16 protein-coding genes and 1 riboswitch are annotated in these 18634 nt (G+C 68.6%); of the genes, 6 read left to right on the plus strand and 10 right to left on the minus strand.

Going from position 1 to position 18634, the window contains the following annotated elements; all coding sequences use genetic code 11:
- Positions 1 to 13 precede the first annotated feature (13 nt).
- Positions 14 to 1546: a glycosyltransferase family 39 protein gene (locus CDA09_RS02565; RefSeq protein ID WP_121427190.1), complete on the minus strand. Its 1533-nt coding sequence runs from the start codon at positions 1544 to 1546 to the stop codon at positions 14 to 16.
- A 233-nt stretch (positions 1547 to 1779) separates the two neighbouring features.
- On the opposite strand from CDA09_RS02565, the gene asnB reads away from it, so the two are divergent.
- The 3 genes from asnB to CDA09_RS02580 are packed head-to-tail and all read left to right on the plus strand — an operon-like array spanning position 1780 to position 5428.
- Complete coding sequence (gene asnB, locus CDA09_RS02570) at positions 1780 to 3603, plus strand: asparagine synthase (glutamine-hydrolyzing) (protein ID WP_121427191.1); 1824 nt, start codon at positions 1780 to 1782, stop codon at positions 3601 to 3603.
- Positions 3604 to 3605: 2 nt separating this feature from the next.
- Positions 3606 to 4763 (plus strand): glycosyltransferase, encoded by a 1158-nt coding sequence (locus CDA09_RS02575; protein ID WP_121427192.1) that lies wholly within the window; start codon positions 3606 to 3608, stop codon positions 4761 to 4763.
- 2 nt (positions 4764 to 4765) lie between these two features.
- The gene (locus tag CDA09_RS02580) at positions 4766 to 5428 is read left to right on the plus strand and encodes a sulfotransferase family 2 domain-containing protein (RefSeq protein ID WP_121427193.1); all 663 of its coding nucleotides are present in this window, start codon (positions 4766 to 4768) and stop codon (positions 5426 to 5428) included.
- Positions 5429 to 5444: 16 nt separating this feature from the next.
- Here the strand turns inward: CDA09_RS02580 and msbA are convergent, their stop codons facing one another.
- The 9 genes from msbA to cobU form a co-directional block, all read right to left on the minus strand.
- The gene (msbA, locus tag CDA09_RS02585) at positions 5445 to 7226 is read right to left on the minus strand and encodes a lipid A export permease/ATP-binding protein MsbA (RefSeq protein ID WP_121427194.1); all 1782 of its coding nucleotides are present in this window, start codon (positions 7224 to 7226) and stop codon (positions 5445 to 5447) included.
- A complete protein-coding gene (locus tag CDA09_RS02590; protein WP_164844360.1) occupies positions 7223 to 7834 on the minus strand; it encodes a fused DSP-PTPase phosphatase/NAD kinase-like protein in 612 nt (203 codons plus the stop codon). The genes msbA and CDA09_RS02590 overlap by 4 nt, the downstream gene beginning before the upstream one ends.
- 68 nt (positions 7835 to 7902) lie before the next feature.
- Entirely contained in the window at positions 7903 to 8850 is a 948-nt protein-coding gene (gene rfaD, locus CDA09_RS02595) for an ADP-glyceromanno-heptose 6-epimerase (protein WP_121427196.1), read from the minus strand.
- Positions 8851 to 8863: 13 nt separating this feature from the next.
- On the minus strand, positions 8864 to 9814 hold the full coding sequence (gene rfaE1, locus CDA09_RS02600) for a D-glycero-beta-D-manno-heptose-7-phosphate kinase (protein WP_121427197.1): 951 nt from the start codon (positions 9812 to 9814) through the stop codon (positions 8864 to 8866).
- A gap of 73 nt (positions 9815 to 9887) precedes the next feature.
- The gene (gene cobC, locus CDA09_RS02605; protein WP_121427198.1) at positions 9888 to 10439 is read right to left on the minus strand and encodes an alpha-ribazole phosphatase family protein; all 552 of its coding nucleotides are present in this window, start codon (positions 10437 to 10439) and stop codon (positions 9888 to 9890) included.
- Complete coding sequence (locus CDA09_RS02610; RefSeq protein WP_121427199.1) at positions 10424 to 11194, minus strand: adenosylcobinamide-GDP ribazoletransferase; 771 nt, start codon at positions 11192 to 11194, stop codon at positions 10424 to 10426. The genes cobC and CDA09_RS02610 overlap by 16 nt, the downstream gene beginning before the upstream one ends.
- Positions 11195 to 11213: 19 nt before the next feature.
- Positions 11214 to 12272, minus strand: a complete 1059-nt coding sequence (gene cobT / locus CDA09_RS02615) for a nicotinate-nucleotide--dimethylbenzimidazole phosphoribosyltransferase (protein ID WP_121427200.1) — start codon at positions 12270 to 12272, stop codon at positions 11214 to 11216.
- 63 nt (positions 12273 to 12335) lie between these two features.
- Positions 12336 to 13838: a diguanylate cyclase gene (locus tag CDA09_RS02620; protein ID WP_121427201.1), complete on the minus strand. Its 1503-nt coding sequence runs from the start codon at positions 13836 to 13838 to the stop codon at positions 12336 to 12338.
- A 51-nt stretch (positions 13839 to 13889) separates the two neighbouring features.
- A complete protein-coding gene (gene cobU / locus CDA09_RS02625) occupies positions 13890 to 14441 on the minus strand; it encodes a bifunctional adenosylcobinamide kinase/adenosylcobinamide-phosphate guanylyltransferase (RefSeq protein ID WP_121427202.1) in 552 nt (183 codons plus the stop codon).
- 86 nt (positions 14442 to 14527) lie between these two features.
- Positions 14528 to 14765, plus strand: a riboswitch (cobalamin riboswitch).
- 125 nt (positions 14766 to 14890) lie between these two features.
- On the opposite strand from cobU, the gene CDA09_RS02630 reads away from it, so the two are divergent.
- Genes CDA09_RS02630 through CDA09_RS02640 form a run of 3 tightly spaced genes read left to right on the plus strand, consistent with a single transcriptional unit; the run spans position 14891 to position 18634 of the window.
- The gene (locus CDA09_RS02630) at positions 14891 to 16855 is read left to right on the plus strand and encodes a TonB-dependent receptor (protein ID WP_121427203.1); all 1965 of its coding nucleotides are present in this window, start codon (positions 14891 to 14893) and stop codon (positions 16853 to 16855) included.
- 19 nt (positions 16856 to 16874) lie between these two features.
- Positions 16875 to 17855: a FecCD family ABC transporter permease gene (locus CDA09_RS02635; RefSeq protein WP_286164358.1), complete on the plus strand. Its 981-nt coding sequence runs from the start codon at positions 16875 to 16877 to the stop codon at positions 17853 to 17855.
- Entirely contained in the window at positions 17852 to 18634 is a 783-nt protein-coding gene (locus CDA09_RS02640) for an ABC transporter ATP-binding protein (RefSeq protein ID WP_121427205.1), read from the plus strand. Before CDA09_RS02635 ends, CDA09_RS02640 begins: the two co-directional genes overlap by 4 nt.

Genomic DNA, 18634 nt, shown 5'->3' on the forward strand with positions numbered 1-18634 from the left:
GACGCTTCCGGCGCTATTGGCCGGGCGGCAGGTAACCGATCCACAGGCGGATCGGGGGCTGCGCGGCCTTTGACAGCGGCGCCATGTCGATGGTCTCTTCGCCGGTCAGCGCAGGGAAGCGCGCCCGCAGGCTCCGGATGAGGGCCTCGCCGTTCGGCTGCTGGCTCAGCGGATGGACGAAGACGGCCCCGGCGGTCCGCACGTCCCCCTCGTTCAGCCAGGGGTTGCCGCCCGCGTCCGTCCCGAAAAAGGGGATCAGTCCGGCCTTCGAGTAGGACACCATGCCCGCGACCGTCCAGCGGTCACCGCCGACGAAGCGCAACGGAGCGCCGGGATGCTGGCTATCCCAGGTCTGCGTGACGTGGTCGAGCAGCGGTTCGTAAGGGAAAGTCGCTTCGTCCCACGGGCGCTGGTGGAAGTTCCAGGCATGGCGCAGGACCAGGGCGAGGGTCAGCGCGACGACGGCGGCGCCCAGTCGGGCAATCCGTTGCTTGTCGACCTCGGGCACGTAGAACAGCACGAGCGCGATGCCGGCCAGCGAATAGAACGGGAAACCCCAGGCCGTCACGAGGTTCGCGCGCGTCGCAAAGCCGAACAGCATCGCCACGATGAGGGGGCCGAGTGCGAGGCTCAACGCGAAGACATGGTTGAAATCGTGCCGGTCGAAGGCTTGCCGCCGGCGTTTCAGGATCAGGAACAACAACGCGGCCGGCAGCGTGTAGCCGATCTGCGAGCGCAGGAACAGCAGCGGTTGATAGACGGGGTGATTCGCGCCGTGGCGCGGCACGCCCGGCAGGGCCTCGGTGTCCAGGCGCCCGAGCGCGTACTTGACGGGGAGGAAGTCGTGCTGGGCGAGCCAGACCAGGTGCGGCATCACGACGAGCACCGACACCAGCACGCCGACGTAGAATCCGCGGCTCGACAGGCTGCGGCGGCCTTCCCGGGTGGCGACGAGAACGATCGCGAGGACCACGAAGAGAATCCCCGTCTCGTATTTTGCCAGGACCGCCAGTCCCGCCCACAGGCCGGCATGGGACCAGCGCCACGCGTCGGGCGCGAGGATCGCGCGATGGACGGTCAGGCACAGCATCGCCCAGGTGGGCAGCATTACGACGTTGGGGTTGAGGATGAACGACGTCGAGTTGAACGCGTTGGATGCGTTGAAGAACGCAACGCCCTCCAGCAGGAGGACCGCGGCGAAAGCGCGCCAGGGCGTCACCAGCAGGGTTTTCGCCAGCGACCAGACGGCCCAGAAGGTGAGCGCGATGCAAAGTTGCGACGCCAGATAGACCGGCCAGCCGACGCTGCCGAAGAGGTCGGTGACGAAGGCGGACAGCCACGGGGCCAGCGGGGGGTGCTTGTCGTAACCGAGCTGCCACAGCTTCCCCCATGCGATGCCTTCCACGGTATCTCGCGGCACCGAAGGGTAGGTGAGGGACGGGACGAGCGTCCAGATCACGACATGGGCCAGGCACAGCGCGAAAAGGCCAAGCTGCGCGCCGCGTTGATCACTGCTGGTTGGTTGGGGGGTGTCCTGCTTAATCATCGAGAAAACCTTCGCGCGGAGCGCGTCTGATCCGGGGCGTGGGCAGCCATCGTCCAGGATGCATTTGCCCGCAGCACCTGCGGGGCGAGCCCGAACCTCGGCAGGCGCGGAGTCTAGAGTACCCACGTGACCCCCGCAACCTTCGCGGTCGCAATGCTACAATTCCCCGCTTTTTTCCGCCTCTTTGGTCCCTTTGAGGGCCGTGTCTTCTCAATCTCACCCGGATCTTCCTGATGTGTGGCATCGCAGGTGTCGTTTTCCAGGATCGTCCTGCCGACGAGGCGCTCCTTCGGCGCATGGCTGCGGCCCTCGCCCATCGCGGCCCGGACGACCAGGGCTTCTTCTGCGGGGACGGGATCGGGCTCGCGCATACGCGCCTGTCGATCATGGATCTCGCGCACGGGCATCAGCCGCTTTATGCGCGCGGCGATGATCTCGTGGTCGTCGCAAACGGCGAGATCTACAACGATCTGGAGTTGCGCAGCGAACTGGAGAAGGACGGCGCGCACTACCAGACGCGCTCCGACAGCGAAACCATCCTCCATGCGTATGACCGGGACGGCGACGACTGCCTGCAGCAGCTTTGCGGCATGTTTGCGCTGGCGCTCTACGACCGGCCGCGCAAGCGGCTGCTGCTCGCCCGCGACCGGCTGGGGATCAAGCCCTTGTTCCTGGGCGAGGTGCCCGGCGGCTACGCGTTCGCGTCGGAACTGAAGGCCCTGCTCCCGGCGCTGCCGGGGGCGCCCGCAATCGATCCCGATGGCCTGGTGCAGTTTCTCCACAACCAGTTCAACTCCGGGCGAACGACGATTCTCAAGGGCGTGGAGCGGATCGCGCCGGGTGAGGCGGTGCTGTTCGAAGCGGGGCGCCTGGTGCGCCGCTGGCAGTACTGGTCGGCGCTCGACGTGCGGGCGCAGCGGCTGACGTTCGAGGAGGCCAGGGAGCAGTTCGACCCCTTGATGGAAACCGTCATGCACCAGCACATGCGCGCGGACGTGCCGTTCGGCCTGTTCCTCTCCGGCGGTGTCGATTCCGGCACGTTGCTGGCGCTGTTGACGCAGTACGGCAAACATCCGGTCCGGACTTTTTCGGTGGGCTTTCCGGGCACCGGCACCCAGGACGAACTGCCGCCCGCGCGGGAGATGGCGACTCGCTACGGCAGCGTTCATACCGAAATCCGGCCGGACAAGATCGAACTCTTCGAACACCTGCCGGCCACGGTGTGGGCGGCGGATGACCTGATGCGCGATTACGCCAGCATCCCGACCTCGCTGCTGTCGCAACACGCGGCGCAGGAGCTGAAGGTCGTGTTCTCCGGCGAAGGCGGCGACGAGGTGTTCGCCGGTTACGGCCGCTTCAGCAGTCCGTCGGCCGAGCGCTGGATCAAGAGCGTGCTTTTTCCCGGCTCCGGCGGTTTCCGGACCAGCGGTTCGCTCGGCCGCCGGGAGCAGCGCCATTTGCTCGGTACGGAGCTGGGGGCGGCTTTCAGGCGCGTGCGCCAGCCCTTCATCGACGCCTGGCGGGCGACGCCGGCCGGCTGGACGCCGCTGCAGCGCATGCAGTACGACGAACTGGTGACCGCGCTGCCGGACAACCTGATGGTCAAGTCCGATCGCATGATGATGGCTTGGGGCCTGGAGGGGCGCGTGCCGTTCCTGGATCACCGGATCGTCGAATTCGGCCTGTCCCTGCCGGATGACTTGAAAGTGAGCGGACGCCGCGGCAAGGTCTTCCTGAAGGAATGGGCGCGTCCCTATCTGCAGGAGGCGCAGGTGTCGGGCAGGAAGCGCGGTTTCCATGTGCCCGTCGGCGAGTGGCTGAGCGGTGATTTCCTGACGCGGCTCGAGCAGCTCTTGCCGACCCTGCCGGCGATCCGGCACTGGTTCAATGCGGGCGAGGTGGGGCATCTGGTGCACGCCAAGCGCGGCGGCAGCAGTGCCGCGACGCGGACACTGTTCTCGCTGCTGCAGTTTGCGCTGTGGCACCGGATCTTCATCGAGGGGCGGGGCGAGCGTCCCGCGTCGCGCGTCGATTCGCTCGAATTCCTCGCGTCGTGACGATGACTTGCCTGGATGTCCCGCAGGGATCGGCCCCGCCGCGGCTCGCGGTGTTCATCTCCTTCTCCGGCGCGGGCGGGGTGGAGCGGATGGTTCTCAACCTGGTCGACGGCTTCGCCGCGCGCGGCATCGGCGTCGACCTGCTGGCGATCCGTGCCGACAGCGCGCATCTCGGCGCCCTGCCGCCGGACGTGCGGCTGATCGATCTCGGCGTGCGTCACAGCGCGCTCGCGATCGGCCCGCTCGCGCGCTACCTGCGGCGCGCCCGTCCCGTGGCGCTGCTGGCGGCGAAGGATCGTGCGATCCGCGCGGCAGTCGCGGCGCGCGCGCTCGCGGGCGTGTCCTGCCGCATCGTCGGCCGCCTCGGCACCAACCTGTCGGCGGCGCTGGAAGGGCGCAGCGGCCTCGCGCGCTGGCTGCGTGTCGCGCCGATGCGGTTCTTCTATCCGCATGTCGATCACGTCGTATGCGTCTCCGACGGCGTGCGCGAGGACGCCGCGCGCCTCACCGGTCTCGACGGCGGGCGCCTGTCGGTGGTGCGCAATCCGGTCGTCACGCCGCGGCTGGCGACGCTGGCGCAGGAAGTGCCCGAGCACCCCTGGGTCGCCGACGCCAGCGTGCCGCTGATTCTCGGCGCCGGGCGGCTGACCGAGCAGAAGGATTTCCCGACGCTGGTCCGCGCCTTCGCGAAGCTGCGTGCGGCACGGCCGGCGCGGCTCGTGATCCTCGGCGACGGCCGCGGCCGCAGCCGCCTCGAACAGCTCGCCGCCGAACTCGGCGTGGGCGGCGACGTCGCGCTGCCCGGCTTCACGCCGAACCCTTACGCGTGGATGACGAAGGCGCGGCTTTTCGTGCTGAGTTCCGCGTGGGAAGGTTCGCCCAACGTGCTGACCGAAGCGCTGGCGCTGGGGGTGCCGAGCGTGTCCACCGACTGCCCGAGCGGGCCGCGCGAAGTCCTCGCCGGCGGGCGCTGGGGGCCGCTGGTGCCGGTCGGCGACGCCGAGGGGCTTGCCGCCGCAATGGCCGCGACGCTCGACGCGCCACAGCCGCCGGACGTGCTGCGGGCCGCCGTGTCCGCCTACACGCGCGACGCCGCCGCCGCGGCCTACCTCGCGCTCCTCGGCGTCACCCCGAACAACGAATTGCCTGTGGAAAGCTGAAGATGCTGCTGTCCCTGAAATACAACTTCCTCTTCGTGCACACCGCCAAGACCGGCGGCACCTCGGTGCGCGACGCGCTCAGTCCGTTGCGTTTCCGCGATCCGTGGTATCCGGTGCAGTTCCTGTGCTCGCGCCTGTCGGCGCTGTCGGGGCATCGGCTCGGGATCAAGTTCCCGCGCCATTCGAAGATCGTCGCTGCACAGGAGATGCTGCCGCAGGAGCTGTTCGAGAAGCTCTTCAAGTTCGTGTTCGTGCGCAACCCGTGGGACCTGCAGGTCAGCTCCTTCCACCACATCCGCCGCGAACGTCCGCACCTGATGAGCCACGTCGAAACCTTCGATGAGTTCATCCGCTGGAAGCTCGACCCGGAGCGGCCCTACCAGTACCACGTCGACACCAGCATCGACCTGCAGTCGGATTACGTGATCGACTTGCACGGCAAGGTGCTGGTGGACTTCATCGGCCGCTACGAGAACCTGCACGACGACTTCGAGGAAGCGTGCCGCCGCATCGGCATCAAGGCGCCGGAGTTGCCGCACAAGCGCCAGGCGAAGGATCGCGGCAAGGACTACCGCAGCTACTACACCGACGAGCTCGCCGCGCTGGTCGGCGAGCGCTTCGCGCCCGACATCGAGCTGTTCGGCTACACCTTCGATCCGCAGTAAGACGCGGACCGCCCGCTCAGGAGCGCGGCGCCGGCGCGGGTTCGACCGGCACGGGCTCGGCGTCCGGCGCGATGCCTTCGCCGCTCGCGAGCAGGTGCGCGTAGGCGCCGCCGGCCGCGGCCAGTTCGGCGTGGCTGCCCTGTTCGACGATGCGGCCGTGCTCCATGACGACGATGAGGTCCGCGTCGCGGATCGTCGACAGCCGGTGTGCGACGACCAGCACCGTGCGGTTCTGGCGCAGTTTGGCGAGCGCTTCCTTCACCGCGCGTTCGGACTCGTTGTCGAGCGCGGACGTTGCCTCGTCGAGCAGCAGGATCGGCGCGTCCTTCAGGAAGGCGCGCGCGATCGCGATGCGTTGGCGCTGGCCGCCGGAGAGCTGGCTGCCGTTCGTGCCGACACGCGTCGCGAGGCCCTGCGGCAGCTTGTCGATGAACTCCATCGCGTGGGCGTGGCGGGCGGCGCGGATCACGTCGGCTTCGGCGATGTCCGGCCGGCCGTAGGCGATGTTCGCGGCGACGGTGTCGTCGAAGAGCACGACCTGCTGGCCGACCCAAGCGATCTGCGCGCGCAGCCACGCGAGCGGCGCCTCGGCGATCGGGGCGCCGTCGAGCAGGATGCGCCCGGCTTCGGGCTCGAAGAAGCGCGCGATCAGCTGGATTGTCGTGGTCTTGCCGCTGCCCGAGGCGCCCACGAGCGCGATCGTCCTGCCGGGCGGGATGTCGAGCGTGAAGTCGCGGATCGCGGGCTCGGTCTGGCCGGGATAGCGGAAGCGGACCTGCTCGAAGCGCAGCGCGCCGCGTGCGCGCGGACCGTCGGCACCCTCGGTGTCGGGCTCGGGCTCGCGGTCGAGGAGCTCGAAGATGCTCTGCGCCCCGGCGAGCCCCTTCTGGATCACGGTGTTGATGTTGGTGAGGCGGCGGATCGGTTCGAACAGCATCGCCATCGCGGCGACGAACGCGACGAAGGTGCCGGGCGTCAGGCGGTCCTGCGCCGACAGCGCCGAGGCTGCCCAGATCACGATGGCCACCGCGGTCGCGGCGAGCACCTGCACCAGCGGCACGTTCACCGACGAGATGCGCACCGTGCGCATCGTTTCCTTCCTCAGCCGCTCGGAGATGTCGGCGAAGCGCCGGTCCTCGTGCTCGTGCGTGCCGAAGAGCTTGATCTCGCGGATGCCGGCGAGGCTTTCGCCGACGGTGCCGGTCATGCGCGCGGCCGTCTCCTGCATCGCGCGGTTGCCGCCGCGCAGCTTGCGGCTCGCGTTGCGGATCGCCCACGCGACGACCGGTGCGATCAGGAGCAACAGCAAGGTCAGCTCCCACGCCGTCCACAGCAGGTAGCCCGCGAGCCCGACGATCACCATCGTGTCGCGCACGACGATGATCCACGCGTTCGACAAGGCGCTGCCGACCTGCGGGATGTCGTACAGGATGCGCGACATCATGCGGCCCTGCGCCTCGGCCTGATGCACCGACAGCGGCAGGTGCATCTGGTGGCGATAGACGCGCTGGCGCAGATCCGTGATCGCCTTGTTCGCGACCCACTGGCTGGACACGCTGGCAGCGTACTCGGCAAGGCCCTTCACGAGGAAGGCGAGCATCAGGAAGAGCGGGACCTGCCACTGCGCGGCGTGTTCCTTCGCGATCAGGCTCTTGTCGACGAGGGGCTTCAGCAGTGCGGGCATCACCGGCTCGAGCGACGCGGCGGCGATCATTGCGATCACCGAGATCACGACGACCTTGCGGTAGGGCAGGATGGTCGCGAGCAGGCGGCGGTAGAGGACGATCGAATCCTTCATTCGCGGTGCAGGACCTTGTCGACAATCAGGCTCGCCCAGCCTTCCTCCTGGAACTGCGGCTTCAGGGTCTTCTCGTCGTAGACGGTATTCACCCAGTCCATGAAGTCGATCGGCGTGCGGGCGTTGTACGCGAGGTAGCTCATCAGGAAGAAATCCAGCACGCCGGTGCGCGCCTGCTTGAAGTGGCCGTAGCGCCACGACAGCTCCGAGAGCGCGTCGGCGACCGGGTGTTTCAGGTGCAGGATGCGGTACAGGGCCGCACCGAGTCCGGCGCGGTCGGCGCCGGATTTGCAGTGCATCAGTGCCGGGTATTCGAGTGACGCAAAAAGCGCGCGGAAGTCGCGCACGCGTTGCGCGGTGGGCGGGTTGCGCGAGTACAGCTCGATGTCGTGCAGCGCGATGCCGAGTTCCCGGCACGCCTCGCGTTCGAGTTCGTACGAGCCGTATTCGTTGAAGCCGCGCAGATTCACGATGCTGCGGATGCCGTAACGCTTGTGGTACTTGCGGATCTGTGCCGGGCTCGGCTGGCTGCAGCGGTACATGCCGCCGCCGAGGTCGTGGAAGTTGTTGTACACGGCGCGGAACAGGCCGTGGTCGACGAGGTGCATGTTGAGCCATGCACGCCGCCGTGCCTGCGGAGTCGGAAACGTTGTCGTCATCGAAAAAGGGGGCGTGTTCACGCGCGTTGCGCGAGCCAGTCGAGGTAGCGCGGCACGCCGTCCTCCACGGGCATGAAGGGCTTGTCGTAGCCGGCGGCGCGCAGCGCGCCGATGTCGGCTTCGGTGAAGCTCTGGTAGCGGCCCTTGAGGTGGTCGGGGAAGGCGATGTAGTCGATGCCGCCGCCCTTGCGCCAGTTGATCGCGGCGCGCGCGACCGCGTTGAAGGTCTGCGCGCGGCCGGTGCCGACGTTGAAGATGCCGCTCACCTGCGGGTTGTCGAGCAGCCACAGGTTCACCGCGACGACGTCATCGACGTGGATGAAGTCGCGCAACTGTTCGCCGGGGCCGTACCCGTCGCAGCCGTCGAAGAGGCGCAGCCGCCCGGATTCGTTCAGCTGGTTGTTGAAGTGGAAGGCGACGCTCGCCATGCTGCCCTTGTGCTGCTCGCGCGGGCCGTAGACGTTGAAGTAGCGCAGCCCGGCGACCTGGCTCCGGATGGCGCCGAGTTGCGGGCGCAGGTGGCAGTCGAACAGGAACTTCGAGTACGCGTACATGTTGAGCGGGCGCTCGAACTCGCGTGCCTCGCGGAAGGTCGGCCCCATGCCGTAGACCGAGGCCGACGAGGCGTACAGGAAGGGCACGCCGCGCGCGACGCACCAGCCGAGCAGCGCCTTGCTGTACGCGAAATTCACGGCCATCACGAAGCGGCCGTCCCATTCCGTGGTCGAGGAACACGCGCCCTCGTGGAACACCGCCTCGACGGTGCCGAAATCCTCGCCCGCCTGGAGGCGGCGCAGGAAGTCGTCCTTGTCCAGGTAGTCGCGGATGTTCGCGTCGGCGAGGTTGAGGCACTTGCGGCCGTCGGTGAGATCGTCCACGACCAGGATGTCGTCGATGCCGCGGGCGTTGAGCCCCTGCACGATGTTGCTGCCGATGAAGCCGGCGCCGCCGGTCACGATGTACATGATGGGTCCTCGCTCAATGCGTGCTCGCGAGCGCGTCCTGCAGTTCCGCGCGGCTCACGGTCGCGGTGCCGAGCTTGCCGACGACCACGCCGGCGGCGATGTTCGCGAGCGCGGTCGCGTCGGGCAGCGACAGGCCGCAGGCGAGCCCGGCGCCCAGCACCGCGACGACCGTGTCGCCGGCGCCGGTGACGTCGAACACGTCGCGCGCGCGGGTGGGCAGGTCGAGCGGCTCGCGGCCCTTTTGCAGCAGTGTCACGCCGCGCTCGGAGCGCGTGATGAGCAGCGCTTCGAGGTCGAGCGCCTCGCGCAGCGCCTCGCCGCGGCCGCGCAGCGTGGCCTCGTCGGCGCAATGCCCGACGACTGCCTCGAATTCGGCCTGGTTCGGCGTGATCACGGTCGCGCCGCAGTAGCGGCCGAAGTCCATGCCCTTCGGGTCGACGACCACCGGCACCTTGTGCGCGCGCGCGACGCGGATGAGGCTGCCGACCTGCGCGAGCGTGCCCTTGCCGTAATCCGACAGCACGACAGCGCCGGCCGCGGCGAGCGCCTCTTCGAAGGACTGCTCGATGCCGGCGCTTTCCAGCACCGCGAAGCTGTCCTCGAAGTCGAGGCGGATCAGCTGCTGGTGGCGGCTGATGATGCGCAGCTTGGTGATCGTCGGGTGCGCCGGCGCTTCCAGCAGGCGGCACGCGACGCCGCCCGTTTCGAGCCGCTCGCGCAGCAGGCGCGCGGCCTCGTCGCGTCCGACCAGGCCGACCAGTTCCGCGCCGGCGCCGAGCGAGGCGGCGTTGAGCGCGACGTTGCCGGCGCCGCCGGCGCGGTATTCGTCCCCTTCGACCTTCACGACCGGCACGGGCGCTTCGGGCGAGATGCGCGTCGTCGAGCCGTGCCAGTAGCGATCGAGCATCACGTCGCCGACGATCAGGACGCGGCCCGCGGAGAAATCGGGCAGGGAAGGGAGCATCGGGGAGGACAAGGGGTGGGTAGCGCGTTGAAAAGTCTGCAATTATCCCACGAACCGGGGATCGCGCGGCGTTTCAGCGATTGAACCACTTCAGCACGACGCCCCAGTCCGCGACGTCGATGCGCGTGACATGGCCGCAGGCGAAGTCCAGCGCGAGCCAGCGTTCGGCGGGCAAACCCAGCAGGTGCCCGGCGATCGCGCGCAGCGGTCCGCCGTGCGCGACGACGACGACCGGCTCGCGCGGCGCCGCGGCGAGCAGGCTGTCGAGCCAGTCGAGCGCGCGCGCGGCCATCTCGTGCGCGGACTCGCCGCCGGGGGCGCGGAAGCCGAGCGGGTCCTCGGCCCAGGCATCGATCGCGGCGCCGATCTCGGCGTAGGCGCGCAGCTCCCATTCGCCGAAGTGCATCTCCTTCAGGCGGTCGTCGAGCGCCGGGGTGCCGAGCTCGGCGGCGAGCAGGCGCGCGCGGGCGAGCGGGCTCGCGTGCAGCGCGAAGCTTTCTGGAAGGACCGGGCGCAGGCGCGCGGCAACGGCGTCGGCCGCTTCGGCGAGGCCGACATCGGCCTGCCCGTAGCACACGCCGGCCGCGACGTCGGGCCGGGGGTGGCGGATCAGGTGAAGTTCCATGCCGCGAGGATCGCGAGGTAGGCGGCGAGTTCGGTGGCTTGTTGCGTGGCGCCCAGCAGGTCGCCGGTATAGCCGCCGAGGCGGCGCACGAAGTAGCGCGCGGCCCACCCGCTCACGGCGATGGTCGCGACGAGCGCCGCGGCGATTTCCTGCGGCGCGAGCAGCACGAGCGGCAGGACGCCGAAGCCCGCGGCAGTCGCGAGTTCCGGGCCGGAGAGCCGGCGCGCGAGCGGCTTGGCCTTGGCGGTTTCGTCCTCGCGCACGTAGGCCAGCGTGTGGATCAGGCAGGTCGAGGCGAGCCGCGACAGCGGATGCGCGACGAGCAGCGCGGTGGCGACGGCGGCATCGCCCGTGGCGCTGAGTTCGATCAGCGCGGCGGCTTTGGTGAGCAGCATCAGCAGCAGGCCGACGGTGCCGTAGCTGCCGATGCGCGAGTCCTTCATGATCGCGAGCACCTGGGCCTTGTCCCAGCCGCCGCCCAGCCCGTCGCAGGCGTCGGCCCAGCCGTCCTCGTGGAAGGCGCCGGTCGCGCGGATCGTCACCGCCATCGACAGCAGCACCGCGATGCTGGGCGGGAAGACCTGCACCAGCGCGAGCCAGCTCGCTGCGCCGATGCCGCCGACGACCCAGCCGACGAGCGGGAAGTAGCGCGCGGCGTGGTTCAGGCGCTCGGGCGACCAGGGCACCCAGGCGGGCACCGGCAGGCGGGTGAAGAAACCGAGCGCGGTGAAGAAGAGTTCGAGCTGGTAGCGCATCGCGTGAAGGTGGAGCTCCTTAGTGGCCTTTCCCGCTGATGCCGGCCGAATCGAAGCTCGCCATCTCGTTGAGGAAGTTCGCCGCCGCCTGCAGCAGCGGGAAGGCGAGCGCGGCGCCGGTGCCTTCGCCCAGGCGCAGGTCCAGCTCCATCAGCGGATCGACGCCGAAGTGCGCGAGCTGCGCGGTGTGGCCCGGCTCCTTCGAGCGGTGCGCGAACACGCAGTAGTCGAGGATTTCGGGCGCGATCGCGTGCGCGACGAGCAGGGCGGAAGTGACGATGAAGCCGTCGATCAGGAGCGTCATGTGCTTTTCGGCCGCGCCGAGCATCGCGCCGGCCATCACGGCGATCTCGAAGCCGCCGTATTCGGCGAGCGCCGCGCGCGGATCGGTCGGGCGGCCGCCGCGCGCGAGCGCCTGGCCGAGGAGTTCGCGCTTGCGCACGAGGCCGGCATCGTCGAGGCCGGTGCCGCGGCCGGTCACGGTCATGAGGTCGGCGCCGCCGCCGTTGCCCCCCTCGCCGATCAGGCAGTGCGTCAGCAGCGAGGCCGCGGCGGTGTTGCCGATGCCCATTTCGCCGAAGCCGACGACGTTGCAGCCGTTCGCGGCCAGCGCATGCGCGAGTTCGCGGCCGCGCGCGAGCGCCGCCTCGCATTGCGCAGCGCTCATCGCGGGTTCTTCCAGGTAGTTCGCCGTGCCCGGGCCGAGCTTCGCGTCGATGAGCCCCGGACGCGCGCCGAACTCGTGATTCACGCCGCAGTCGATGACGGTGAGCCCCAGGCCCAGCTGGCGGCTGAAGACGTTGATCGCCGCGCCGCCCGCGAGGAAGTTCTCGACCATCTGCCAGGTCACATCCTGTGGGAAGGCGGAGACGCCCGCGCGCGCCGCGCCGTGGTCGCCGGCGAAGACCATGATGTGCGGCTGGCGGATCTCCGGGGTGAGCGTCTGCTGGATCAGGCCCAGTTGCAGCGCCAGCGGCTCCAGGCGGCCCAGCGCCCCCTGCGGCTTGGTCTTGTTGTCGATGCGCTGCTGGAGTTGGTCCGCGAGCGTGCGATCGGGCGCGTGAATCCGGAATGTCATGATTGCGGGGGGCGTGTGGCCTGAGAGGGCTGCGATGTTAGCACGCGGCCCGGCACCCCCGCCTCAGGACTGGCGGATGCCGTGCGCCCCGTCCTGCTGGCGGTGCAGGCGCTTGCCTTCCTTGGCGCGGCGCATCAGCTTGCCGGCCTGCTTGAGCAGGGTGGCGGCATCGCAGGCGTTGTTCGAGGAGAGCGCGCAGCCGATCGACGCATCGAGGATGAAGGTCTGATCCGCGATATGGACGATCTCGCCGATCGCGGCAGCCGCGGTGTTCGCGACGCGCTGCAGGTCGTCGACGTCGAACACTTCCTCGAGCACGATGACGAACTGGTCGTTCTCGGGGCGCGCGACGGTGTCCTGCTCGCGCACGAGGCTGCGCAGCCGCTGGGCGACCGTCTTCAGGATCTCGTCACCGACTTCCCGTCCGTAGGTTTCATTGATCGACGTGAACTCGTCCACGTCCAGCAGCACGACGCCGGTGCGGGTGTTGTGGCGCTTCGCGCGGATGACGGCCTGGTCGATGCGGTCGGTGAGCAGGAGCTGGTTCGCGAGGCCGGTGAGCGGATCGAGGTGCGAGGTCTGCTGGAAGCGCTGCTCGCCTTCCTGCAGGCGTTCGGTGAGCGCGTCGATTTCCAGGCTGCGCCGTGCCATGCCTTGCGTCAGCAGCTGCTCCGACGCCTGAAGCGCTTCGATCGTGTGCTCGAGGCTTGCGATCTCGTCCGCGGAACGCATGGCGCGCTCGCGCCAGTTTGCGCCGGTGCGCTCGTCCAGCGCCAGCGCCAGCGTCAGCATGCCCAGCGCCGACGTGAGCTGCATCGCGTAGGTGACCGGGCCGTCGCCGCGCAGCAGTCCCGTCTGTGCGAGCAGGTACAGCACCGCGGCGGCCAGCATTGCCGACCAGCCGGCAACGAGCAGCGTCGCGCCGGGCGCGCGCAGCTGCCGGCAGTGCAGGCCGCAGCCGATCGCGAGGAGGGCGAAGGCGGGGCCGATGCCCGCGACGACGGTGTCCGGATAGCTGTCGCGCAGCACGAAGGCACCCGCCAGCGCGATAGCGAATATGGCGGCAAAGGTCTTCAGCGCGATGTCGACGCGCGGCACCAGGGTCGGGGTGCGCAGGAATTCGCGCGTGAACATCGCCGCGCTGAACCCCGCGAGGGCGAGCCCCGCCGGTTCCGCCGCCTTCGCCCAGTTGTCGACTTGCGCGTCGGGCGCGAAGCCATGGACGATCCCGGCCGCGACCTGCCCGAGCCCCGTCCCGAGCGCGAATCCGGCATATTCGAGGTAGTCGCGATCCTTGCTGTGTGCGAACTGCAGCAGGCTGTACAGCAGCAGGGCCACCGCGAAGCCGGCGTAGAACAGCGTGACGGGCAGGTTCATCAGCAGGCGGCCCGCGTCGGCGCCCGCGCTGCCCTGGGCGGATGCGGCGAGCGGAATCGCCAGCAGCGCAGCAAGCACGAGCGGTGGACGAGCGGCAGGGAGCGTGAACCGATCGCTGCCTGGTGCGTTCGCCGGTGGTGTCGCGTGGCCCATGAAGTCCTTGTCGTGCAATTCGTCACGTTGGCCCAATTCTAAGAGGCTATCGTACCGCGTGTGAATAAGCGTTCCCGGGTACGCGCGTCAGGCGGTGCCCTTGAGTGCCAGGGGCAGGCCGGCGGCGACGAAGGTGACGCGCTCGCACGCGGCCGCGAGCATCTGGTTGAGCCGCCCGGCTTCGTCGCGATACAGGCGTCCGAGCGGCGTTTCCGGGACCAGTCCGAGGCCGACTTCGTTGGCGACCAGCAGCACCTGCGCGGGCAGCGCCGGCAGGATGTCGAGCAGCGCGCGGCGTTCGGCCTGCAGGAGCGGCAGGAGGCCGGCGTCCGCCGGGGCGGGAAGGTCGTCGGCGCCGGCCATCAGGTTGGTCAGCCACAAGGTCACGCAGTCAACGATCACGCAGCGGCCTGCGACCGCTTCGCGCCGCAGCGTCGCGGCGAGGGCGAGCGGCGTCTCCACCGTACGCCAGCCTTCCGGGCGGTCGTCCCGGTGACGCCGGATGCGCGCCGCCATTTCGTCGTCGAGGGCTTCCGCCGTTGCGATCACGGTCACGGGCAGTCCGCTCGCGGCGGCGAGGCTTTCGGCGTGGCGGCTCTTGCCCGAGCGGGCGCCGCCGAGGATCAGGTGTGCGGGCATGTCTTTGGAATTGCTTGGATTTTTTGCGCTGCGCGAAATCGCGGAACGCGCTATTATCCGCGTCGCGCCCGGTTTTGGGCGCGACGTGTTTTCAGGTGCCCGACGGCGACTCCCGCCCGAGGGTTAAACGGGAAACAGGTGCGCGGACGGCCCGCCGGGCCGTCGACGCCATGCCTGTGCTGCCCCCGCAACGGTAAGTGGACGCAAGGCGCATCCAACCGCCACTGGACGAGAGTCCGGGAAGGCGATGCGACCGGTCCGGCACTCCACGATGGAGCCCCGGCCAGCCCACGAGCCCGGATACCGGCCCGGACACGAGATGGCGGAAGTGCCGCGGGGAGGCGGCGACGGGCGCGGTGTTCCGCGGTGCTCGGCGTGTGCCCGCCAGGTGCTTCCTTGTTGAATCGACCGGGGAGCGGGGACGCTGACTCCGGCGCAGGGAGACCCCAATGAACATCCGTTTGTCCGCAACCTACGTCGCGGTGACGAGCCTTTTTCTCTCTTCCATCTCCGGAGCGATCGCCAAGGACTTGGACGAGTCGCAACTAGAGACCATCATCGTCACCGCGAATCGCATCGAAACCCCCGATGTCGCGGCGCCTTATGCCTCTGAAGTGCACACGCGCAAGGACATTGAACGCTCGGGCGCAACTTCGCTTGTCGATTACCTCAACCGCCAGTCGTCGGTCCAGTTGATGCCGAACTTCGGTAACCGTTTCACGCCCAGCATCAACATGCGCGGCTACGGTACCAACGACGGCTTCGAGAACGTCGTGATCTCCCTCGACGGGCGCCGTCTCAACAACATCGACTTGGCCCCGCAGCTTATCGGTGCGATTCCGCTTGAGGATATCGACCGCATCGAGATCACCAAGGGTAGCGGATCGGTCGCGTACGGCGACGGCGCTACTGCGGGCTCGATCCAGATCTACACCAAGCCGCGCACCGGAGCCAGCATCGACGTCAATGTCGGCAGCCATGCGGCGCTGGGCTCGACCGCACAGGCTGGATACGTCGGCGAGCGCTTCACGGTGTCGGCGACCGCCGAGCACGACAAGAGCGGCGGGTTCAGCGACAAGGATCCGTCCGGGCATCGTGATTCGTCGACGGCCGACAACTGGCGGATTGGCCTCACCGGCCGCCCGATTGACAAGCTCAAGTTAAGCCTCGATGCGGGCGATGGCCGAATCGATCTGCGCTACCCGAATTCGTTGACCCATTCCCAGTTCCGCGACGACCCGGCGATGAACAACGGACGCAACTACACGCACCAATTTTTCCGCGACGGCTACTGGGCGGTTGGCGCCGACTACGATATTGCGCCGAATTGGCGCCTGACAGCGCGGCACATCGATGAGGACAAGCGCTCGGAGTTCCCGCAGTTCAGCATCCGATTCGACTACCGTTACCTGTCGGACGATATCGCACTGCAATACCTTGGCGATGCCTTGTCGGTGACTGCCGGCCTGCAAACCTTCGACGGCAAACGTGCCGACGCTTCGAGCGAAACGAGCAAGAAGAACGAAGCGGTGTTCGTCCAGGGACAGTACGAAATCGGTCGCCTGATTTTGTCGGCCGGTGCGCGGCGTGAGCGGGTGAAATATGAATTTGATCCGTCCTCCGGCGCGGGGCTTACGGACGACAAGCGGCTGTCGTCCTGGGATCTGGGTGCAAACTACCGTATCGACGACGTTCTGTCCGTGTTCGGCAACTACAACTATTCGTATCAGGCCCCGGACATCGATCGATTCTTTGTTCCGGTTTTTGATGCGGATTTCAATCTGGTCGGGGCTGAATTCAACGGCTTTATTAAGCCAATGAGGGTGCGTACCCTTACCCTGGGTCTGAATCATGTGCTACCCATCAATCGTCTGAAGCTCGGCGTGTTCCATGCCGGACTGCGTGACGAGATCTACGATTTCAAGCCCAGCGCATTCACCGATATCAATACGAACCTCGATAAGTCGCACAAGTACGGGCTGGAGGTGCAGGACACATGGCGTATTTCGCCGATGTTGACCGGCGTGCTGAACTACTCGTGGACGCGCGCCATCATCGATCACGAGGATATGGGTGGCGGTGCCTTCAACGGAAAGGAGTTGCCGGGTGCGCCGCGCAACAACGTCGTGCTCGGACTGAATTTTGCGGTCAGCGACCGGGATAATCTCTATCTTTCGCACACTTGGCGGAGCAAGACTTGGGCAGCGGACGACTTCGACAACAACAACGAGCAGCGCCAGCGCGCCTACCAATCGACCGACATTGCGTATCGTCATCGTCTCGACAAGGTCGAGCTGTATGCGGCTGTGTCCAATTTGTTCAACTACAAGAACGGCACTTGGGTGCGCGACGACGCGATCTATCCGGTCGACTTCGAGCGTACATGGAAGGTCGGCGCGAAGCTGTCGTTCTGACGCCGACAGGCGCTACGCTGTGACGCGTCCGACCGTGCTGCCAGTCCTTGCCGCGCTCGTGGTCGCGGCGGGGCTCGCCTTCGGCTGGGCCCTGTCCGCGGGCGACCTCCCGGTCGCCTTCGGCGAGGTCTTCGCTGCGCTCTTCCGTGGTGCCGAAGGCATGGCGGCGGACGTCGTGCGCGAGCTGCGCCTGCCGCGCGCGGTGGCGGGCTTCGTGTGCGGCGGGCTGCTCGCGCTCGCCGGCGCGCTGATGCAGGTGCTGCTCCGCAATCCGCTCGCCGACCCCTACGTGCTGGGCATCTCCGGCGGGGCGGCGGTGGGGGCGCTGCTGGCGATCCTGGTCGGCCTCGCGCCCTGGCTCGTCGACGCCTCGGCCTTCGGTGGCGCGCTGGCGGCGACGCTGCTGGTGTTCGGGCTCGCGCACGGCGACGGATCGTGGACGCAGACGCGGCTCCTGCTCACCGGGGTGATCGTCGCGGCCGGCTGTGGCGCGGCGGTGACGCTGATGCTGTCGCTCGTCACCGACACGCGCCTGCAGTCGATGCTGTTCTGGCTGATGGGCGACGCGAGTGGGGCGACCCGGCCGTGGCCGGCGCTCGGCGTGCTGCTCGTCGGCCTCGCCGTCGCGATGCCCGTCGCGCGCGACCTCAACGTGCTCGCGCGCGGCGAGATCGCGGCGCAGGCGCTGGGCGTGCGCGTGCAGCGCCTGCGTTACCTGCTGTACATCCTCGCCTCGCTGCTGACCGCCGCCGCCGTCACGCTGGTCGGTTCGGTCGGCTTCGTCGGCCTGATCGTGCCGCACCTGATGCGCCTGGCGCTCGGCAACGACCAGCGCCTGCTGCTGCCCGCGGCGACGCTGGCGGGCGGCACGTTGCTGACGCTCGCCGACACCGCCGCGCGCACGGTGGTCGCGCCGGAGCAGTTGCCGGTCGGGGTGCTGACCGCGCTGATCGGCGTGCCGGTGTTCCTCTTCCTGCTGTCGCGGAACCCGCACGGATGACGGCCGGCGGCGATCCCGTCCTGCTCGAAGCCGAGCGCCTCGCGCTGCAGGTCGGCGAACGCTGGCTGTGCTGCGAATTCAGCCTGCGGCTTGCCGCCGGCGAATGCCTGGTGCTGCTCGGGCCCAACGGTGCCGGCAAGACGACGCTGCTGCATACGCTGGCCGGGCTGCGCGCGCCCACGGTCGGTGCGGTGCGCCTCGGCGGCCGCCCCTACGCGGAGTGGGACAGCCTCGCCGCCGCGCGTTTCCGCGGTCTCCTCGCGCAGCAGCAGCCCGACCACTTCTCCGCCTCGGTGCTGCAGACCGCGCTGATCGGTCGTCACCCGCATCTCGGGCGCTGGGGCTGGGAGAGCGCCGCGGACGTGGAGGCCGCCCGGGCGGCGCTCGGCGAACTGGGGCTCGCCGATTTCGCCGAGCGCGACATCCTGAGCCTCTCCGGCGGGGAGCGGCAGCGCGTGTCGGTCGCGATGCTGCTGACGCAGTCCCCGCAGCTCTTCCTGCTCGACGAACCGACCAACCATCTCGACCTGCACTACCAGATCGCCGTGCTGGAGCTCTTCGCGCGCCTCAAGGGCGAGGGGCGGGGCGTCGTGATGGTGCTGCACGACATCAACCTCGCCGCACGCTTCGCCGACCACGTGATCCTGCTCGACGGCAAGGGCGGCGTGCTCGCCGGCACGAGCGCCGAGGTCCTGCAGGCGGAGCACCTCGGCCGCGCTTTCGATCACCCGATCCGCCGCCTCGACGCCGATGGGCGGACACTCTTCATTCCGGACTGA

Origin of the sequence: Azoarcus sp. DN11 (assembly GCF_003628555.1) — a bacterium.
GTDB lineage: Bacteria > Pseudomonadota > Gammaproteobacteria > Burkholderiales > Rhodocyclaceae > Aromatoleum.

Excerpts from the sequence above, each read along its gene's own strand:
- CDA09_RS02565 (WP_121427190.1), bottom strand. The coding sequence starts at position 1,546 with ATGATTAAGCAGGACACCCCCCAACCAACCAGCAGTGATCAACGCGGC.
- cobC (WP_121427198.1), bottom strand. The coding sequence starts at position 10,439 with ATGGAACTTCACCTGATCCGCCACCCCCGGCCCGACGTCGCGGCCGGC.
- CDA09_RS02580 (WP_121427193.1), top strand. The coding sequence starts at position 4,766 with ATGCTGCTGTCCCTGAAATACAACTTCCTCTTCGTGCACACCGCCAAG.
- CDA09_RS02590 (WP_164844360.1), bottom strand. The coding sequence starts at position 7,834 with ATGCACCTCGTCGACCACGGCCTGTTCCGCGCCGTGTACAACAACTTC.
- CDA09_RS02610 (WP_121427199.1), bottom strand. The coding sequence starts at position 11,194 with ATGCGCTACCAGCTCGAACTCTTCTTCACCGCGCTCGGTTTCTTCACC.
- CDA09_RS02630 (WP_121427203.1), top strand. The coding sequence starts at position 14,891 with ATGAACATCCGTTTGTCCGCAACCTACGTCGCGGTGACGAGCCTTTTT.
- asnB (WP_121427191.1), top strand. The coding sequence starts at position 1,780 with ATGTGTGGCATCGCAGGTGTCGTTTTCCAGGATCGTCCTGCCGACGAG.
- CDA09_RS02575 (WP_121427192.1), top strand. The coding sequence starts at position 3,606 with ATGACTTGCCTGGATGTCCCGCAGGGATCGGCCCCGCCGCGGCTCGCG.
- cobU (WP_121427202.1), bottom strand. The coding sequence starts at position 14,441 with ATGCCCGCACACCTGATCCTCGGCGGCGCCCGCTCGGGCAAGAGCCGC.
- cobT (WP_121427200.1), bottom strand. The coding sequence starts at position 12,272 with ATGACATTCCGGATTCACGCGCCCGATCGCACGCTCGCGGACCAACTC.
- rfaD (WP_121427196.1), bottom strand. The coding sequence starts at position 8,850 with ATGTACATCGTGACCGGCGGCGCCGGCTTCATCGGCAGCAACATCGTG.
- rfaE1 (WP_121427197.1), bottom strand. The coding sequence starts at position 9,814 with ATGCTCCCTTCCCTGCCCGATTTCTCCGCGGGCCGCGTCCTGATCGTC.
- CDA09_RS02640 (WP_121427205.1), top strand. The coding sequence starts at position 17,852 with ATGACGGCCGGCGGCGATCCCGTCCTGCTCGAAGCCGAGCGCCTCGCG.
- msbA (WP_121427194.1), bottom strand. The coding sequence starts at position 7,226 with ATGAAGGATTCGATCGTCCTCTACCGCCGCCTGCTCGCGACCATCCTG.